This window comes from Microbacterium sp. RG1, assembly GCF_005347485.1.
GTDB lineage: Bacteria > Actinomycetota > Actinomycetes > Actinomycetales > Microbacteriaceae > Microbacterium > Microbacterium binotii_A.
In genome coordinates this window covers 601,450-617,623 of the sequence record NZ_CP034121.1, presented here as the reverse complement: position 1 = coordinate 617,623, position 16,174 = coordinate 601,450, and the positions used below count along the sequence as shown (strand labels likewise).

At 69.6% G+C, this 16,174-nt stretch carries 15 protein-coding genes; 4 read left to right on the top strand and 11 right to left on the bottom strand.

Translation table 11 applies throughout. The annotated features are described in order from the left end of the window. Window positions 1–11 precede the first annotated feature (11 nt). The 5 genes from EHF32_RS02880 to EHF32_RS02860 form a co-directional block, all read right to left on the bottom strand. Complete coding sequence (locus tag EHF32_RS02880; protein WP_137416725.1) at window positions 12–1,793, bottom strand: peptidoglycan D,D-transpeptidase FtsI family protein; 1,782 nt, start codon at window positions 1,791–1,793, stop codon at window positions 12–14. Between the two features lie 4 nt (window positions 1,794–1,797). Beyond that, entirely contained in the window at window positions 1,798–2,406 is a 609-nt protein-coding gene (locus EHF32_RS02875) for a hypothetical protein (RefSeq protein ID WP_137416724.1), read from the bottom strand. Beyond that, on the bottom strand, window positions 2,403–3,356 hold the full coding sequence (gene rsmH, locus EHF32_RS02870) for a 16S rRNA (cytosine(1402)-N(4))-methyltransferase RsmH (RefSeq protein ID WP_137416723.1): 954 nt from the start codon (window positions 3,354–3,356) through the stop codon (window positions 2,403–2,405). Before rsmH ends, EHF32_RS02875 begins: the two co-directional genes overlap by 4 nt. Before the next feature lie 100 nt (window positions 3,357–3,456). Further along, window positions 3,457–3,888 (bottom strand): division/cell wall cluster transcriptional repressor MraZ, encoded by a 432-nt coding sequence (gene mraZ, locus EHF32_RS02865; protein ID WP_137416722.1) that lies wholly within the window; start codon window positions 3,886–3,888, stop codon window positions 3,457–3,459. 165 nt (window positions 3,889–4,053) lie between these two features. Further along, window positions 4,054–4,419, bottom strand: coding sequence for a DUF3040 domain-containing protein (locus EHF32_RS02860; protein ID WP_137416721.1), 366 nt, complete (start codon window positions 4,417–4,419; stop codon window positions 4,054–4,056). Between the two features lie 65 nt (window positions 4,420–4,484). Between EHF32_RS02860 and EHF32_RS02855 the strand changes: the two genes are divergently transcribed. Next, a complete protein-coding gene (locus EHF32_RS02855; protein ID WP_192900683.1) occupies window positions 4,485–5,573 on the top strand; it encodes a polyprenyl synthetase family protein in 1,089 nt (362 codons plus the stop codon). Window positions 5,574–5,585: 12 nt separating this feature from the next. Here EHF32_RS02855 and EHF32_RS02850 read toward each other — a convergent pair whose 3' ends face one another. Continuing rightward, a complete protein-coding gene (locus tag EHF32_RS02850) occupies window positions 5,586–5,930 on the bottom strand; it encodes an Rv2175c family DNA-binding protein (RefSeq protein WP_137416720.1) in 345 nt (114 codons plus the stop codon). A gap of 153 nt (window positions 5,931–6,083) precedes the next feature. On the opposite strand from EHF32_RS02850, the gene EHF32_RS02845 reads away from it, so the two are divergent. Further along, a complete protein-coding gene (locus EHF32_RS02845) occupies window positions 6,084–7,040 on the top strand; it encodes a LysM peptidoglycan-binding domain-containing protein (RefSeq protein WP_137416719.1) in 957 nt (318 codons plus the stop codon). A gap of 68 nt (window positions 7,041–7,108) precedes the next feature. Next, window positions 7,109–9,040 carry a Stk1 family PASTA domain-containing Ser/Thr kinase gene (pknB, locus tag EHF32_RS02840; RefSeq protein WP_137416718.1) on the top strand — a complete coding sequence of 644 codons (1,932 nt, stop codon included), beginning with the start codon at window positions 7,109–7,111 and terminating at the stop codon, window positions 9,038–9,040. A 64-nt stretch (window positions 9,041–9,104) separates the two neighbouring features. Here pknB and EHF32_RS02835 read toward each other — a convergent pair whose 3' ends face one another. Genes EHF32_RS02835 through EHF32_RS02825 form a run of 3 tightly spaced genes read right to left on the bottom strand, consistent with a single transcriptional unit; the run spans window position 9,105 to window position 12,122 of the window. Beyond that, window positions 9,105–10,442 carry a class II 3-deoxy-7-phosphoheptulonate synthase gene (locus EHF32_RS02835; RefSeq protein ID WP_137416717.1) on the bottom strand — a complete coding sequence of 446 codons (1,338 nt, stop codon included), beginning with the start codon at window positions 10,440–10,442 and terminating at the stop codon, window positions 9,105–9,107. Between the two features lie 4 nt (window positions 10,443–10,446). Beyond that, the gene (locus EHF32_RS02830; RefSeq protein WP_137416716.1) at window positions 10,447–11,169 is read right to left on the bottom strand and encodes a lysophospholipid acyltransferase family protein; all 723 of its coding nucleotides are present in this window, start codon (window positions 11,167–11,169) and stop codon (window positions 10,447–10,449) included. A 2-nt stretch (window positions 11,170–11,171) separates the two neighbouring features. Further along, window positions 11,172–12,122: an ROK family glucokinase gene (locus tag EHF32_RS02825; RefSeq protein WP_137416715.1), complete on the bottom strand. Its 951-nt coding sequence runs from the start codon at window positions 12,120–12,122 to the stop codon at window positions 11,172–11,174. 171 nt (window positions 12,123–12,293) lie between these two features. Here EHF32_RS02825 and EHF32_RS02820 point away from each other — a divergent pair, with 171 nt between their 5' ends. Further along, window positions 12,294–14,129 carry an AMP-dependent synthetase/ligase gene (locus EHF32_RS02820; protein WP_137416714.1) on the top strand — a complete coding sequence of 612 codons (1,836 nt, stop codon included), beginning with the start codon at window positions 12,294–12,296 and terminating at the stop codon, window positions 14,127–14,129. Between the two features lie 54 nt (window positions 14,130–14,183). On the opposite strand, the gene def is transcribed toward EHF32_RS02820, so the two are convergent. Both def and EHF32_RS02810 read right to left on the bottom strand, forming a co-directional pair. Then, a complete protein-coding gene (gene def, locus EHF32_RS02815; RefSeq protein ID WP_137416713.1) occupies window positions 14,184–14,675 on the bottom strand; it encodes a peptide deformylase in 492 nt (163 codons plus the stop codon). Continuing rightward, a complete protein-coding gene (locus EHF32_RS02810; protein WP_137416712.1) occupies window positions 14,672–16,141 on the bottom strand; it encodes a MinD/ParA family ATP-binding protein in 1,470 nt (489 codons plus the stop codon). The genes def and EHF32_RS02810 overlap by 4 nt, the downstream gene beginning before the upstream one ends. Between the last annotated feature and the right edge of the window lie 33 nt (window positions 16,142–16,174).

Here is a 16,174-nt window from a genome sequence, read left to right as displayed (position 1 = left end):
GAGGGCGCCGCTCAGCCGATCTTCGGCAGCAGCTCGGGCTGCGAGTCGGAGGGCAGGACCCGGTAGGTCTTCAGCACCTGGGTCATCGCCTTCTGGAAGGCCGCAGCGTTGGCCGCAGACGAGCGTACCGCAGTGGGCTGATCGAGGGTGACGGCGACGATGTACTGCGGGTCGTCCACGGGCGCCATACCGATCATGGTCGTGAAGTAGACGCCGCTCTTGTAGCCCGAGCCATCGGAGATCTCACCGGTTCCGGTCTTCAGCCCCACCCGGTAGCCGCTGATCGCGGTGGCCTTGGCGTTGCCTCCCTGGACCGCGACGTTCTCGAGCAGCTCGCGCACCTGGCTCGCCGTGCTCGCACTCACGACCTGCGTGCTCGCGCCGGCATCCGAGTCCTGGACCGTCCCGTCCGCCGTCGTGCACGATTCGACGAGCGAGAGCGGGATCTTGGTGCCGTCGTTCGCGATCGCCTGGTACGCGCCCATCAGCTGCGGCAGGGTGGTTGCGACGCCCTGACCGAACGAGGTGTTGTAGAAGGTCTGGTTGTCCCACTGGTCGACGGGACGCAGCGTGCCCTTCGCCTCGCCGGGGAAGTTCACGCCGCTGATCTGGCCGATGCCGAACTTCTGCAGGTAGTCGTAGCGCGTCTGGGCGGGGACCATCTCGGCGAACTTCGAGATGCCGACGTTCGAGGAGTCGATGAGCACACCCGCGAGCGTGTAGTTCAACGCCCCGTGCGGGATCGCGTCCTGCACGCGGGCGCCGTTGGGGAAGGTCTCGCGACCGGAGGCGGTGACCGTCGAGGTCGGCGTCGCGACGCCCGCGTCGATCACTGTCGCCGCCGACAGGGCCTTGAACGTCGAACCGGGCTCGAACGTGCCGCGGAAGATCCGGCTGGAGCGATCCTCCGGCGCGGTCGCCGAGACGTTGTTCGGGTCGACAGTGGGCCACTCGGCTGCCGCGCGGATCTTGCCCGTCTTGGCCTCCACGACCATGATCTGCCCGTGCTGAGCACCCTGATTGGTCGCCTGCTCCGCGATCAGCTGCTGCAGGTAGTACTGCAGGTCTCGGTCGATCGTGAGGGTGAGCGTGCCACCGTCGACGGCAGGTGTGACCTGCTCCGTGCCGGGGATGATCACGCCGTCCTTGCCCCGTTGGAAGACGCGCTCGCCCTCGGTCGGTGCGAGACACGAGTCCTGGGCGGACTCCAGTCCTTCGAGCGGCTCTCCGTCCGAGCCCACGAAGCCGACGAGGTTGCCGGCGACGGCGCCGTCGGGATACGTCCTGGCGGGATGCGGTCGCATCGTCAGGTAGGGGATGCGCAGATCCAGCAGCTGCTGGTACTTCTCGGTCGAGAGCCCGTTCTTGAGCGATGCGTATTGGGACTTCGGGTTGACGGCGAGAGCGTCCGCGACGATCTTCTGCACGTCCTCGGCGCTTTGACCGGTGATCTGGGCGATCTCGCCCGCGACGGTGGGCCAATCCACCTCGACCTCGTCGCCCGCGGCGTCCTTGCGCTCGATCGGTCCCACGTTGCTGGGGTCCAACTCCGCGTCGTAAGTGAGGATGCTTCCCGCGAGGACGTTGCCGTTCTCGTCGACGATCGATCCGCGCGTGCCGTACAGGGTGGTCTTGCCGCCCATGGCGATGCGCAGGGAGTCGTCGATGTGCTCTCCCGCGTTCACGACCTGGATGTCGACCAGACGCACCACGAAGGCGACGAGGACGGCCAGCACCACGGCCAGGGCGATGACGGTGCGGCGACGGGGGGTTCGCGTGCTTCTCGTCGTCATGGTCTCAGTGTGTGGCAGGGGTGGGCAGTCCGTCGGTCAGTGCGGGGGGTGTCGCCGGATCGGTACCCGCGCCCGTCTCGGTCTCGGTCGCCGGCGGCGCCTGGACACCGTTGATCGTGGCATCCGGCGCGGTGACGAGCGGAGTCTGGGTGATGAGCGCGTTCGACACGGCGCCGCGCCCCAGCGGGTCGATCGTCGAGGTGTAGACGGATGCCTGCTGCGCACCGAGCACCGCGCCGTCGCTGAGGCGGAGGTAGCTCGGGGACTCGTTGATGACCATGCCCAGCGCTGCCGCGTTCGCGGCGAGGTACTGGGGGGAGCTGAGGCCGGCGACCTGGTCGTAGAGGATCTGCTTCTGCACCGTGAGGTCGCGCTGCTGCTGGGTGAGGCTCGCGAGCTCGAAGGAGCTCTGCGTCGACAGGACCGACAGCACCATCTGCGCACCCGCGATGGCGAGCGCACCCGCGACGGCGATGATGCCGTACACCAGGCGGGGCCGACGTCGCCGGGCGGGTGCCTCGACGGGGCGCAGGGTGCGCTCCGTCCGGCGTCCGGTATCGGGTCGCTGCTCGAGAGGCTCGATCGCCCAGGCTGCGCTCGCGGTGGTGCTCATACGATCTCCCGGACTCGTTCGGCGGCACGAAGTCGTACCGGGGTGGCGCGCGGATTCGACTCGCGCTCGGCGTCGGAGGCGAGTTCGGCCCCCTTGACCAGCAGGCGGAACTGGGGCGCGTGCTCGGGCAGCTCCACGGGCAGGCCGGCGGGAGCGGTGGAGCTGCTCGCGCGGGCGAGTTCGCGCTTGACGAAGCGGTCCTCGAGCGACTGGTAGCTGAGCACGACGATGCGACCGCCCACCGCGAGCAGCTCGAGGGCCGCGGGAAGCGCCTGCTCGAGGGCGGCGAGCTCCGCGTTCACTTCGATGCGCAGCGCCTGGAACACCCGCTTGGCCGGGTGACCCGCGTTGCGCAGCGCCGCGGGTGTGGCGGCGTCGAGGATCTCGACGAGCCGGCCCGAGCGGACGACGGGCTCCGTCTGGCGGGCGGCGATGATCGCGCGCGCATAGCGAGCCGCGAGCTTCTCCTCGCCGTAGCGCTCGAAGATCCGACGAAGATCGCCTTCTCCGTAGGTGGCGAGCACGTCCGCGGCGGTCGCACCGGATGACTGGTCCATGCGCATGTCCAGCGGCGCATCCTTGGCGTAGGCGAAGCCGCGCTCGGCCTCGTCCAACTGAAGCGACGAGACGCCCAGATCGAAGAGGATGCCGTCGATGCGGTCGACGCCCGCCGACGCGACGGCGGCTCGGACGCCGTCGTAGACGGTGTGCACGAGGGTCGTCCGGTCGCCGAACCGGGCCAGCCTCTCCCCCGCGATGCGCAGGGCGTCGGTGTCACGATCGAGGCCGATCAGCCGGAGTCCGTCGAACCGCTCGAGGAACGCCTCGCTGTGACCTCCCATGCCGAGGGTCGCGTCGACGAAGACGGCGCCCTCGCGATCGAGAGCGGGCGCCAGAAGCTCGACGCAGCGCTCGAGCAGGACCGGGGTGTGGATGTCGCGGAAGTCCATGATGCGGGGCCGGGTCCCTCGATCCTGATCCCCATCCGCTCCGACCTGACACCGGGGAAGTGCGTCAGGGCTCGAGCGGCTGGGAATCGGGGTCGAGGGCTCAGAACAGGCCCGGGATCACCTCCTGCTCCATCTCGGAATACGTCTCTTCGTTGCTCTCGGCGTAGGAGTTCCAGGCCTCGGCATCCCAGATCTCCGCGTGTGCGCCGACGCCGGTGACGACGAGCTCGCGCTCGAGACCGGCGTAGGTGCGCAGCGCCGGCGGGATCGTGATGCGGTTTTGGCCGTCCGGCTTCTCGGCGCTCGCGCCCGAGAGGAACATGCGCAGGAAGTCGCGCGCCTGCTTGTTGGTGAGAGGCGCCTCGCGGATGCGCTCGTGCACCTTCTCGAACTCCTCGGCCGCGAAGACGTAGAGACAGCGATCTTGGCCACGGGTGATCACGACGCCACCGCCGAGGTCGTCGCGGAACTTGGCCGGGAGGATGACCCGCCCTTTGTCGTCGAGCTTGGGGGTGTGCGTGCCGAGCAGCATTCGCGCATCCCCCCTCCTTCGTCCGGCCCACGTGTGAGGTGATCACCACTTTACTCCACTTCCCTCCACTTCACTACACATTCGGCGGCGTATCTGGGCGGACGCTCCCCGGGCACGAAAAAAGCGCCGACCCCGAAGGGTCGGCGCTTTGTGAGAAGCGGTGGGTCAGCGGCCTTCTTGGCGGCGGTCCCATCGGTCGTTCATGCGGTCCATGAATCCTGCTGAGGGCCGCGAGGGCGAGCCGCCGGGACGGGGTGCGGCGCTGGGACGAGCGGTCTTCGAGGGGGTGAGCGCGAAGATGACGCCGCCGAGCATGACGATGAAGCCGATGACGCCCACCACGATCAACTGCGTGGAGAGTCCGACGATCAGCCCACCCAGCCCCACGAGCACGAGGATCGTCCCGTACACGATGTTGCGGTAGCTGAGCGCGCGGCCGCCCTGCGGGGCGCTGACGACGTCGGCGTCATTGCTCATGAGATGGCGTTCCATCTCGTCGAGCAGGCGCTGCTCTTGTTCGGAGAGAGGCATTCGTCCCCCTAGGGTCACGGCGATGCTTGGATTCTACGCGCCGCCTGTCGAACTAGGCTAGGCCCGTGTCGAGGACCACGGACGCGATCGAAGCGGTTTCCCAGCGACTGGATACGTTCTTCGGATCGCAGGAGCAGGCCGCGCGGGCGATGGGACCCGACGCTCTGGCTTTCGTCGAGGATGTGCGCGACACCGTCACCGGCGGCAAGCGCCTGCGCGCGCGGTTCTGCGTGACGGGATGGCGGGCCGTCGCCGAGCGCGTCGCACCCGGAGCGACGCCGCCCGACGCGGTCGTCGCGACGGCTGCCGCGTTGGAGATCTTCCAGGCAGCGGCCCTCGTCCACGACGACCTGATCGACAACTCCGACACCCGCCGCGGACGCCCCGCCATGCACCGCGCCCTCCAGGCGCAGCACTCCGCGCGGTCATGGGCGGGCGACGCCGCCGGCTTCGGCCGTTCGGCTGCCCTCCTCGGCGGGGATCTGCTCGTGGCCTTCAGCGACGACCTCCTCGAGGAGGGGCTCGCGCTGACGGACCATGCGGCCGCGGCGCGCGCCGAGTACGCCCGGATGCGGCGCGACGTCACCATCGGGCAATACCTCGACATCGCCGAGGAATCGGCCTTCGCGGTGGCCGACGACACGACGCACGCCGATCGTGCGCTGCGTGTGGCCTCGCTCAAGTCCGCCCGCTACAGCGTGGAGCAGCCGCTGCGGATCGGAGCGGCCCTGGCCGGCGCCGATCGCACACAACTCGACGCGCTGAGCGCGTTCGGACATCCGGTCGGCATGGCGTTCCAGCTTCGCGACGATGTCCTCGGAGTCTTCGGCGACGCCGCCGAGACCGGCAAGCCGTCCGGCGACGATCTGCGCGAAGGAAAGCGCACGGTACTCATCGCCTACGCGCGCGAGGCGCTCGGGCCGGGCCCGCGTCGCACCCTGGACGAGCTCTTGGGCGATCCGGGCCTCGACACACAGCAGATCGGCGCGCTGCAGCGAACGATCATCGACAGCGGTGCCGTCGACCGCGTCGAGCGGCTGATCACCGCCTATGTGCACGAGGCGGATCGTGCGCTGTCGGCCGCTCCGCTGGCGAACGCGACGGTCAGCGAGCTGCGCGATCTCGCCCGGGCGGCGACCCAGCGGCGCTCCTGACGGCGACGGCGCTCAGCCGAGAGCCCGGGCGACGCGGCGCACTTCGCTCTTGCGCCCCTGAAGCAGCGATGTGATCGGCGCCTGCCCGATCGAGTCCTCGAAGGCGAGGAGCCAGTCGATGGCCTCATCGTCCGTCAGTCCCGCATCCCGCAGCGCGAAGATCGTGCCGCGCAGCGACGACAGCGGCACTCCGTCGACGAGGAACACGCTGGGCACGCGGAACGAACCCTCACGACGCGAGCCGATGAGATAGCCCTCGTCGAGCAGACGCCGGACGCGGCTCAGCGACTCACCGGTCAGCTCGACCAGATCGGGCAGCGCAAGCCATTCGGTGGGGACAGGGGTGTCGGAACTCACCCGTCCATGTTCTCATCCGCGCACCGCGCACCGCGCCGAGTGCGTGTCGAAAGATGGGAGAGATCTCATCTGTCACAGCCGTCACTTCCGTTGACCTCCGTACACACGCGTGTCAGGGTGGCGGAACCCCCGGATGTGAAAGAGAGGACGACCATGTTGGTGGACGTCTCCCCCCACCCGCGCGCCGTCATCGGCGCCTCCGCCCTCGTGAGCACGGTCGCGCTCACCCTCATGGCCACGCCCGCGCACGCGGCGACGGTGGAACCGTCGCGACAGGGCGTTCCCCGCCCTGTCCAGACCCCGCCGCCCGCCACCCACACCGTCGCGTCCGGCGAATCGGTCGCTGCGATCGCTGCGCGCTACGGACTCGCCACGGCCGACGTTCTCTCGTGGAACGGGCTGTCGTGGGAGAACTCGCTCATCCGGCCCGGTCAGGTGCTGTCTCTCGTCGCTCCCATCGCGGCCGCGCCGGCTCCGGCACCCGCGCCCGCACCCGCGACCGCCGGCACGTCCTACACGGTGGTCGCGGGCGACACGATCAGCGGCATCGCCGGGCGTCACGGCTCGACGGCGGCGGCGGTGCTCGCCGCCAACGGTCTCACCTGGGACTCGATCATCTACCCGGGTCAGACGGTCACCGTGCCGGCCGCCTCAGCGCCGGCCGCCGCACCGGCACCGGCCGCCGTGGCTCCGGCCGGCCTGGAACTGGACGCCGAGCAGGCTCAGAACGCACGCACCATCATCCGTGTCGGGCGCGAGATGGGCGTGCCCGAGCGCGGGATCGCCATCGCACTGGGCACCGCCATGCAGGAGTCGTGGCTGCGCAACCTCGACTGGGGCGACCGCGATTCGCAGGGCCTGTTCCAGCAGCGCCCCTCCACCGGATGGGGCACGATCGAGGAGGTGCGCGACGCGGAACGCGCCACCCGCGCGTTCTTCGGCGGTCCCGCCGACCCCAACGGCAACCGGACGCGCGGCCTCCTCGACATCCCCGGGTGGGAGTCGATGGCCTACGCGGATGCGGCGCAGGCCGTGCAGATCTCGGCGTATCCGGATCGTTATGCCCGGTGGGAGCAGCCTTCTCTCGCCTGGCTGGCCGCCCTCGGGTGACCCACGAGGGCGGGATCAGCGGTGAGCCGCTGCCGGAGCTCACAGCGACCGCTCCGTAGACTCTCACCGTGAGCACGAGCCAGCGCACCGACCCGCTGATCGGCCGTCTCGTCGACGGCCGATACCGCGTGCGCTCTCGCATCGCCCGCGGCGGTATGGCGACCGTCTACGTCGCGACCGATCTGCGCCTGGAACGACGCGTGGCCCTGAAGGTCATGCACGGCCACCTCAGCGACGACACCGTCTTCCAGAGTCGCTTCATCCAGGAGGCCCGGGCGGCCGCCCGTCTCGCCGACCCGCACGTGGTCAACGTGTTCGACCAGGGTCAGGACAGCGACATGGCGTATCTCGTCATGGAATACCTGCCGGGCATCACCCTGCGCGAGCTCATGAAGGAGCAGCGCCGCATCCCGGTTCCGCAGACCATCACGATCATGGATGCGGTGCTCTCCGGTCTGGCCGCCGCGCACCGCGCCGGCATCGTGCACCGCGACGTCAAGCCCGAGAACGTGCTCCTCGCCGAGGACGGGCGCATCAAGATCGGCGACTTCGGCCTCGCCCGCGCCACGACCGCGAACACGGCGAGCGGGCAGATGCTGCTCGGAACGATCGCGTACCTCGCACCCGAGCTGGTCACCCGCGGCAGCGCCGATGCCCGCAGCGACATCTACGCCCTCGGCATCCTGCTCTACGAGATGCTCACCGGCGAGCAGCCCTACAAGGGCGAGCAGCCCATGCAGATCGCCTACCAGCACGCCACCGATTCGGTTCCCCGCCCGAGCGTGAAGAACCCGGCGGTGCCGGAGCAGCTCGACGAGCTGGTGCTGTGGGCGACCGAGCGCTCCCCCGACGCCCGGCCGGTGGACGCGGATCAGATGCTGCAGCGTCTGCGCGCGATCGAGCGCGAGCTCGGGATCGCGCCGCAGGTCGCGCGCACGCTCGCGGTCGGCACGGCCGTGAGCGACGACCGCCTGGACTCCGGCGAACTGACCAAGGCCCTTCCGCTCGGAGCCACCGGGCCCACGGCCGTCGCCGAAGACGTCGACAACGCCACGCTGCTGCGCCGGCGCGCGCGTCGACGATCGGTCAAGGGTGCATGGCTGCTGACACTCGTCGTGCTGCTGGCAGCGCTCGCGGGTGGAATCGGCTGGTGGTTCGGCTCCGGCCCCGGCTCGCTGGTGGCCGTACCCGCGCTGGAGGGGCAGAGCTTCGAAGCCGCCCAGGCCGAGATCGTCGATCGGGGCCTGCAGGTCGAACGGGCGGACGAGTACAGCTTCGACGTCGCCGCGGGCGCCGTGATCCGCACCGAGCCCGGAAGCGGTGAACGCGTCGAGAAGGAATCGCTCGTTCGGGTGGTGGTGTCCCAAGGACCGCAGCCGCACGACGTCGGCGCGTTGGCCGGCATGACACTGGATGCGGCGACCGCCGCGATGCAGCAGGTGCGCGTCTCCGTCGGCGATCCGCAGTACGTGTTCACCGACGCGGCCGACGGCACCGTCGTCGCCGCGGCCGTCACCCCTGCCGCCGGCGGCGACGCGATCGATTGCTCGAACGGCTGCACCCTGCGCGAGGGGGACGGCGCGAGTTTCACCGTCTCCCGCGGCCCGGTACCCGACGTCGCCGGGATGAACCCGAGCGATGCCGAGAAGACTCTCAAGAGCGTCGGCCTCGAGGTTTCCTCGGACCGCCCGACGCAGTACTCCGACAGCGTTGACAAGGGCCGTGTGATCGCGATCGGCGACAACCCGAGTGGCGGCAACTGGCGCCCCGGAGAGACCGTGACACTCATCGTGTCCGACGGCCCAAAACCCATAGCGGTGCCGGACGTCAAGGGGCTGAGCGTGCGAGAGGCCGTCAAACGCCTCGAATCAGCCGGTTTCAACGCAACGTCGAATGTTCCCGAACTCCTGTGGGACCTCTTCACTGCAGACTCAACGAAGCCCGAGGCGCAGTCGATGCAGTTGCCGGGTACCACGGTGCAGATCCGGGCGTCAGGGTAAGCGCCCCCGTACGTAACGCGAGAGCCGCCCCGCAGGGATGCGGGGCGGCTCTCGACGTTCGAGCTCAGCGCTTCTCGAGCTCCTCCGCCACGAGGAAGGCGAGCTCCAGGCTCTGCATGTGGTTCAGGCGCGGGTCGCACAGGCTCTCGTAACGGGTCGCGAGGGTCGCCTCATCGATCATCTCCGAACCGCCCAGGCACTCCGTCACGTCGTCGCCGGTGAGCTCGACGTGGATGCCGCCCGGGTGGGTGCCCGTGGCGCGGTGGGCCTCGAAGAAGCCGCGCACCTCGTCGACCACGTCGTCGAAGCGACGCGTCTTGTAACCGGTGGGCGTCGTGATGCCGTTGCCGTGCATCGGGTCGGTGACCCACAGCGGCGTGGCACCCGCATCCTTCACGGCCTCCAGCAGCGGCGGCAGCGCGTCGCGGATCTTGCCCGCACCCATCCGGGTGATGAAGGTGAGGCGGCCGGGCTCCCGCTCGGGGTCGAGCTTGTCGATGAGCGCCAGCGCGGTCTCGGGGGTCGTCGACGGACCGAGCTTCACGCCGATGGGGTTGCGGATCTTCGAGAAGTAGTCGACGTGGGCGCCATCGAGATCGCGCGTGCGCTCCCCGATCCACAGGAAGTGAGCCGACGTGTTGTACGGCGTCCCCGTGCGGGAGTCGATGCGGGTCAGCGGCCGCTCGTAGTCCATGAGCAGGCCCTCGTGGCCGGTGTAGAACTCGACGTGGCGCAGCTCGTCGAAGTCGGCTCCCGCCGCCTCCATGAACTTGATGGCGCGATCGATCTCCGCCGCCAGGCCCTCGTAGCGCTGGTTGGCCGGGTTCTCGGCGAAGCCGCGGTTCCAGCTGTGGACCTCGCGGAGATCGGCGAAGCCGCCCTGCGTGAACGCGCGGATGAGGTTCAGCGTCGAGGCGGCCGTGTGGTAGGCCTTCTCGAGCCGTCGGGGATCGGCGGTACGCGAGCCCTCCGTGAAGTCGTAGCCGTTCACGATGTCGCCGCGGTACGCCGGCAGTGTGACGTCGCCACGCGTCTCGGTGTCGCTCGAGCGCGGCTTGGCGAACTGTCCCGCCATACGCCCCATCTTCACGACCGGCATCGACGCACCGTACGTCAGCACCACCGCCATCTGCAGCAGTGTCTTGATGCGGTTGCGGATCTGCTCGGCCGTGGCACCGGCGAACGTCTCAGCGCAGTCACCGCCCTGCAGGAGGAAGGCTCGCCCTGAAGCCGCGGTTGCGAGGCGGTCGCGAAGACGGTCGACCTCCCCCGCGAAGACGAGCGGCGGAAGGGTGGCGAGTTCGGCCGAGACGGCCGCGACAGCGTCGGCGTCGGGCCAGGAGGGCTGCTGCTTGATCGGCAGTGAGCGCCAGTGATCGAGCGGGTCCAAGCTGTGGGGCATTCGCTCAGTCTAGCGACGCCGCGGGCGTGTCGAGCCCGTGCGACGAGGACGTCGCCAGCCGGTCCTTGACCGTGGAGGCGTAGACGTCGTCGTAACGCTGCGCGCCCAGGCGCTGCAGGGCGACCATGATCTCATCGGTGACGGAGCGGAGAACGTAACGGTCGCCCTCCATTCCCGCGAACCGGGAGAAATCCAGCGGCTCGCCGATCACGATGCCGACGCGGCCGATACGCGGAAGACGCTGGCCGATCGGCATGACCGTGTCGGTGTCCACCATCACGACCGGGATGACGGGGACGCGGGCCTCCAGCGCCATGCGCGCGATGCCCGTGCGCCCGCGGTACAGGCGTCCATCGGGGCTGCGGGTGCCCTCCGGGTAGATGCCGAGCAGGTCACCCCGCCCGAGCACCTGCAGGCCTGTGTTGAGCGAGCCCTCCGAGGCCTTGCCCCCGGAGCGATCGATCGGGATCTGCCCCGTCGCCTTGAAGAACACGCGTGTGGCCCAGCCCTTGATGCCGCGGCCGGTGAAGTAGTCGCTCTTGGCGAGGAAGGTCATCGGCCGGTCGATCATCAGCGGCAGGAAGATCGAGTCGGCGAAGGAGAGGTGGTTGCTGGCGAGGATGGCCGCGCCGTTTGCGGGGATGTTGCGCCGGCCCACGATCCACGGCCGGAAGATCGCCTTCACGATCGGTCCGATCACGATGTACTTCATCAGCCAGTAGAACATTGTCAGCCCCCTGCGACCGCCCGGCGTCGAGCCAGATCCGCGACACCGATCACGCCGGCATCGTTCGTGAGACGGGCCACCTGGAAATCGGCGACCGGACGATAACCATACGCGGGCATCGCGGCGGCGAAAGCCTCCCGCATCGGCTCGAGCAGCACATCGCCGAGCTGGGACACTCCCCCACCGATCACGAAGCGCTCCGGGTCGAGGATGGCGGCGAGACCGCCGCACGCCGTGCCGACGGCGACGGCGATCCGGCGAAGCGCCTCGAGCGCGCCGGGGTCGCCGTCCTGGACGAGGCGCGAAATGGCGGAACCGGTGAGCCCGCCCTCCTCGCGGGACGCCGCCGCGAGGCGCGCACCGATGCCGAACTCCGCGTCCACGGCGATCTCCCGCGCCTCGAGCTGGAGAGCACGACCCGAGCCGTACACCTCGAGGCACCCGCGCTGACCGCATCCGCACGTGCGCCCCTCGGGGACGAGGCGCATGTGCCCGAGCTCCGCAGCCACGCCGTGGCCACCGGAGAGAAGATTGCCGTCGACCACGACGGCGCCCCCGACGCCGGTGCCGAGAGTCAGCATGACGACGTCGCGCAGATCCTCGCCGGCACCGAAGCGGTACTCCGCCCAGCCTGCCGCGTTGGCGTCGTTCTCGATGTGCACGCGCGCGCCGGTGCGCTGTTCGATGCGCTCGCGCAGCGGCTCGTCGCGCCAGGCGATGTTGGGGGCGAAGTAGACCGTCGAACGCTCCCGGTCGATGAAGCCCGCGGCCGCGACACCGGCCACGAGCTGCTCACCCGCAGACAGTTCCGTGATCATCTGCGCCACGGCGGCCTCGATGCCCGCCACATCGGCGGGCGTCGCGACACGCGCCCTGCGGACGATGGTGCCGTGCTCGTCGACCACGCCACCGGCGATCTTCGTTCCGCCGATGTCGATTCCCACTGCGAACACTGTCGTCCCTTCGTCCGGTAAGGCCTCCAGAAGCTTAGTCGGCGCACGGCAGATCGCCTTCCGCAGGGCCGGAACAAGTCCTCGCGACGCTCGCAACGGTGGGACTCAGTTCCACGCATGCGTAGACTTGCGTCTCATAGCAACCCGTCCGGTACCGAAGGAGCTGCCGACATGAGCGCAACAGTGTTCGAAGTGCCCGCGATCGTCCCCGCCGACCCGCACGCCAACGTGAGCGACCTGCTCGTGGAGCGCGTGCGCGCGACTCCCGACCGCCCCCTGTTCGCCGTACCCGACGGAGACGGTTGGCGCGACATCACGGGGCGGGAGTTCGAGCGCCAGGTCGTCGCGCTCGCCAAGGGCTTCGTCTCGGCGGGTGTGGCGCCCGGCGACAAGGTGGGCTTCCTGGCCCGCACGACCTACGACTGGACCCTGGTCGACTTCGCGCTCTTCTACGCGGGCGCGGTCATGGTGCCGATCTACGAGACGAGCTCGCCCAGCCAGATCGAGTGGATCCTGTCCGACTCCGGCGCGGTAGCCTGCCTCGTCGAGACGGCCGAGCACGCGGCCCGCCTCGCCGAGGTGCGCGACAAGCTCCCGCTCGTGCGCTCCTCGTGGCAGATGTTCGCCGGCGACCTGGACACGATGGTCACGGCCGGTTCCGCCGTGCCCGGCGAGGAGATCGAGCGCCGGCGTGCTCTCGCCGAATCCGCCGACATCGCCACCCTCATCTACACATCGGGATCGACCGGCAGGCCCAAGGGATGCGTGCTGACGCACGGCAACTTCGTCGAGCTCGCGCGCAACTCCGCGACCTCGCTGAAGGAGGTCGTCAACACCCCCGGCGCATCCACCGTCCTGTTCATCACGACGGCGCACGTGTTCGCGCGCTTCATCTCGATCCTCAACATCCACGCGGGTGTGAAGACGGGCCACCAGCCCGACACGAAGCAACTGCTGGCCGCTCTCGGCTCCTTCAAGCCGACCTTCCTGCTCGCCGTCCCGCGGGTGTTCGAGAAGGTCTACAACTCGGCCGAGCAGAAGGCGGAGGCCGGCGGCAAGGGCAAGATCTTCCGCGCGGCCGCGCAGGTCGCGATCGATCACTCCGCCTACCTCCAGGACGGACGACGCATCCCGCTGGGGATGAAGATCAAGTTCGCCCTGTTCGACAAGCTCGTCTACAGCAAACTGCGCGACGCGATGGGAGGCCAGGTTCGCTACGCCGTCTCCGGTTCCGCGCCCCTCGGTCCGCGCCTCGGCCACTTCTTCCACAGTCTCGGCGTGCACATCCTCGAGGGTTACGGCCTGACCGAGACCACCGCGCCCGCCACGGTGAATCTCGCCACACGGTCCAAGATCGGCACCGTCGGCCCCGCGATCCCCGGTGTCGGCATCCGGCTCGCCGAGGACGGCGAGATCCAGGTCCGCGGCGTGAACGTGTTCAAGGAGTACTGGCACAACCCTGAGGCGACGGCCGCGGCGTTCGACGGCGACTGGTTCAAGACCGGGGACCTCGGTTCGCTCGACGAGGACGGCTACCTGACGATCACCGGCCGCAAGAAGGAGATCATCGTGACGGCGGGCGGCAAGAACGTCGCGCCCGCCGCCCTCGAGGATCCGATCCGTGCCAACCCGATCATCGGACAGGTCGTCGTCGTGGGCGATCAGAAGCCGTTCATCTCGGCTCTGGTCACCCTCGACCCCGAGATGCTGCCGACCTGGCTGGAGAACAACGGCCGCCCCAAGGACCTCACCCTCGCCCAGGCGGCTCATGACCCCGCCGTCCGGGCCGAGGTGCAGCAGGCCATCGACAAGGCCAACGCCGGCGTCTCCCGCGCGGAGTCGATCCGCAAGTTCGTCATCCTGCCCACGGAGTGGACGGAGGCCAGCGGCCACCTCACGCCGAAGCTGTCGATCAAGCGCAATGTGATCCTCGCGGACTTCGCCGACGACGTCGAGCAGCTGTACCGGGCTCCCGAGGAGACCACCCAGAACGTCCCGCTGCCCTGACGCACGGAGAAGGGGCCCGCATCCGATATCGGATGCGGGCCCCTTCTCCGTGCGTCAGAACCAGTCGCTCTCGCGCACCTCGCGCAAGGCCACACGTCGGCGCTCCTTGTCGAGCCGGTCCAGGTACAGCATCCCGTCGAGATGGTCGGTCTCGTGCTGCAGCGCCTGCGCCATGAGGCCGTCGCCCTCCAACACGAGTTCGTTGCCGTCGAGATCCACCCCGACGACCTTCGCGTGCGGGTAGCGGGAGACGTCGTGCCAGAGACCCGGCACGGAGAGGCATCCCTCGCCCGTCAGCTGCGGCTCCCCCGAGACCTCGACGAGCACCGGGTTCAGGATGTACCCGATCTCGCCGTCGACGTTGTAGCTGAACGCTCGCAGGCCCACACCGATCTGCGGGGCGGCCACCCCGGCCCGGCCCGGCAGCTCGACGGTCTCGACGAGGTCGCGCACGAGCGCCCGCACGCCCTCGTCGATGTCGGTGATCTCGCTCGCGCGGCTCTTGAGCACGGGGTCCCCGAAGAGTCGGATGGCGCGTACCGTCATGATGCCGCCGCCGCGCGCAGACCCTCGACGGCGACGGCGGCGAGCTGACGCGCCGCGGCACGCGTCGCCGGCTGGAGGTCGCGGAAGGAGATCGCGCTGCCCGTGGCGATGCGCGCGTCATAGGGCACGCGCACGACCTGACGCACACGCGAGCGGAAGTGCTCCTCCAGCTCGTCCAGACGCACAAGCGGCGCCCCCGGGCGCGACGCGTTCAGCACGACGACCGCCGAACGCGCCAGAGCCGTGTAGCCGTTCGTCTCCAGCCAGGTGAGCGTCTCGGATGCCAGACGCGCCTCATCGACGCTGAGTCCGGACACGATGACGAGCGAATCGGCGGCTTCCAGCGTCGCATCCATCACCGAGTGCACGATGCCGGTGCCCGTGTCGGTCAGCACGATGGAGTAGTAGTGCGCGGCGAGAGCGGCGACCTCGCGGTAGTCCGCGTCGTCGAACGCCTCTGACACATGGGGATCGGTGTCGGAGGCCAGGACGTCCAGGCGGGTGTCGTCGCGCGCCACGATCGCCGAGATCTCGTTGAATCCATGGATCGGGGCGGCATGGGTAGCGAGATCGCGCACGGTCTTGCCGCTGGGGCGACCCACGCGCTCGGCGAGCGTGCCGCGGTCGGGGTTCGCGTCCAGCGCGATGACCCGGTCGTCGCGGGCGTCCGCCAGCGCCATGCCGAGCAGAGCGGTCACGGTGGTCTTGCCGACACCGCCCTTGCGCGAGAGCACAGCTACGAAGCGTGCACCGCCGTCCAGGGGCGCGGCGATCCGCTCATCGAGCGCGCGCCGCTCGCGCGAGCGGCGGCTGTCGCCGAGGCGCACCCGTCCGCGGCTGAGCGTGTAGACCAGGTTCGGCCACGCACCCTCGGGCTCGCGTCTGGGCAGACGGTCGGTCTCCAACAGGCGATCGGCCGTCAGCAGATCGGCGCTCTCGCGCTTCGACTCCTCCTGATCGACGCGTCGTGCCGCGAGCGTGACGGGGGCGGGCGTGGCGTCCACGGGTGCCGGCTCGGATCGCGTCGCGACCGTGGGCACAGCCGTCGCGGGCGGAGCAGGCGTCGCCGCCGGCGCCGGCACCGGCTCGCCCGCCGCCACGGGAACACGCACCCGCGTAGTCGGGGTGGCCGCGGCGGGTTCGGGCGCGCGCACCACCGCGACCGGAGGCTCGTCGGTCACGGGAGACTCGATCTCCGCATCATGGACGTCCAGGTCGACGGTGCGCACGGGCGAGAACTCGCCCGTGTCCTCCAACGTGGCGATGACGACGGGCTCGGCCGCGGGGACCGTCTCGTCGGCGACGACGTCGTCGTCGAGTCCGTCGTCGTCATCGGCGACCGGCAGAGTCACCGCGACCTGCGCGGTCTGGGTTCCGAGGATGTCGATGCCGGCCGCGTCGACGCGGACCGGTTGGTCCAGGATGTCGTCGTCGTGGCCGGTCATCTGATCGTCACGATCAGGCATGGCTTAGGTACTCCCAACGGGCCGCCGCAGAGC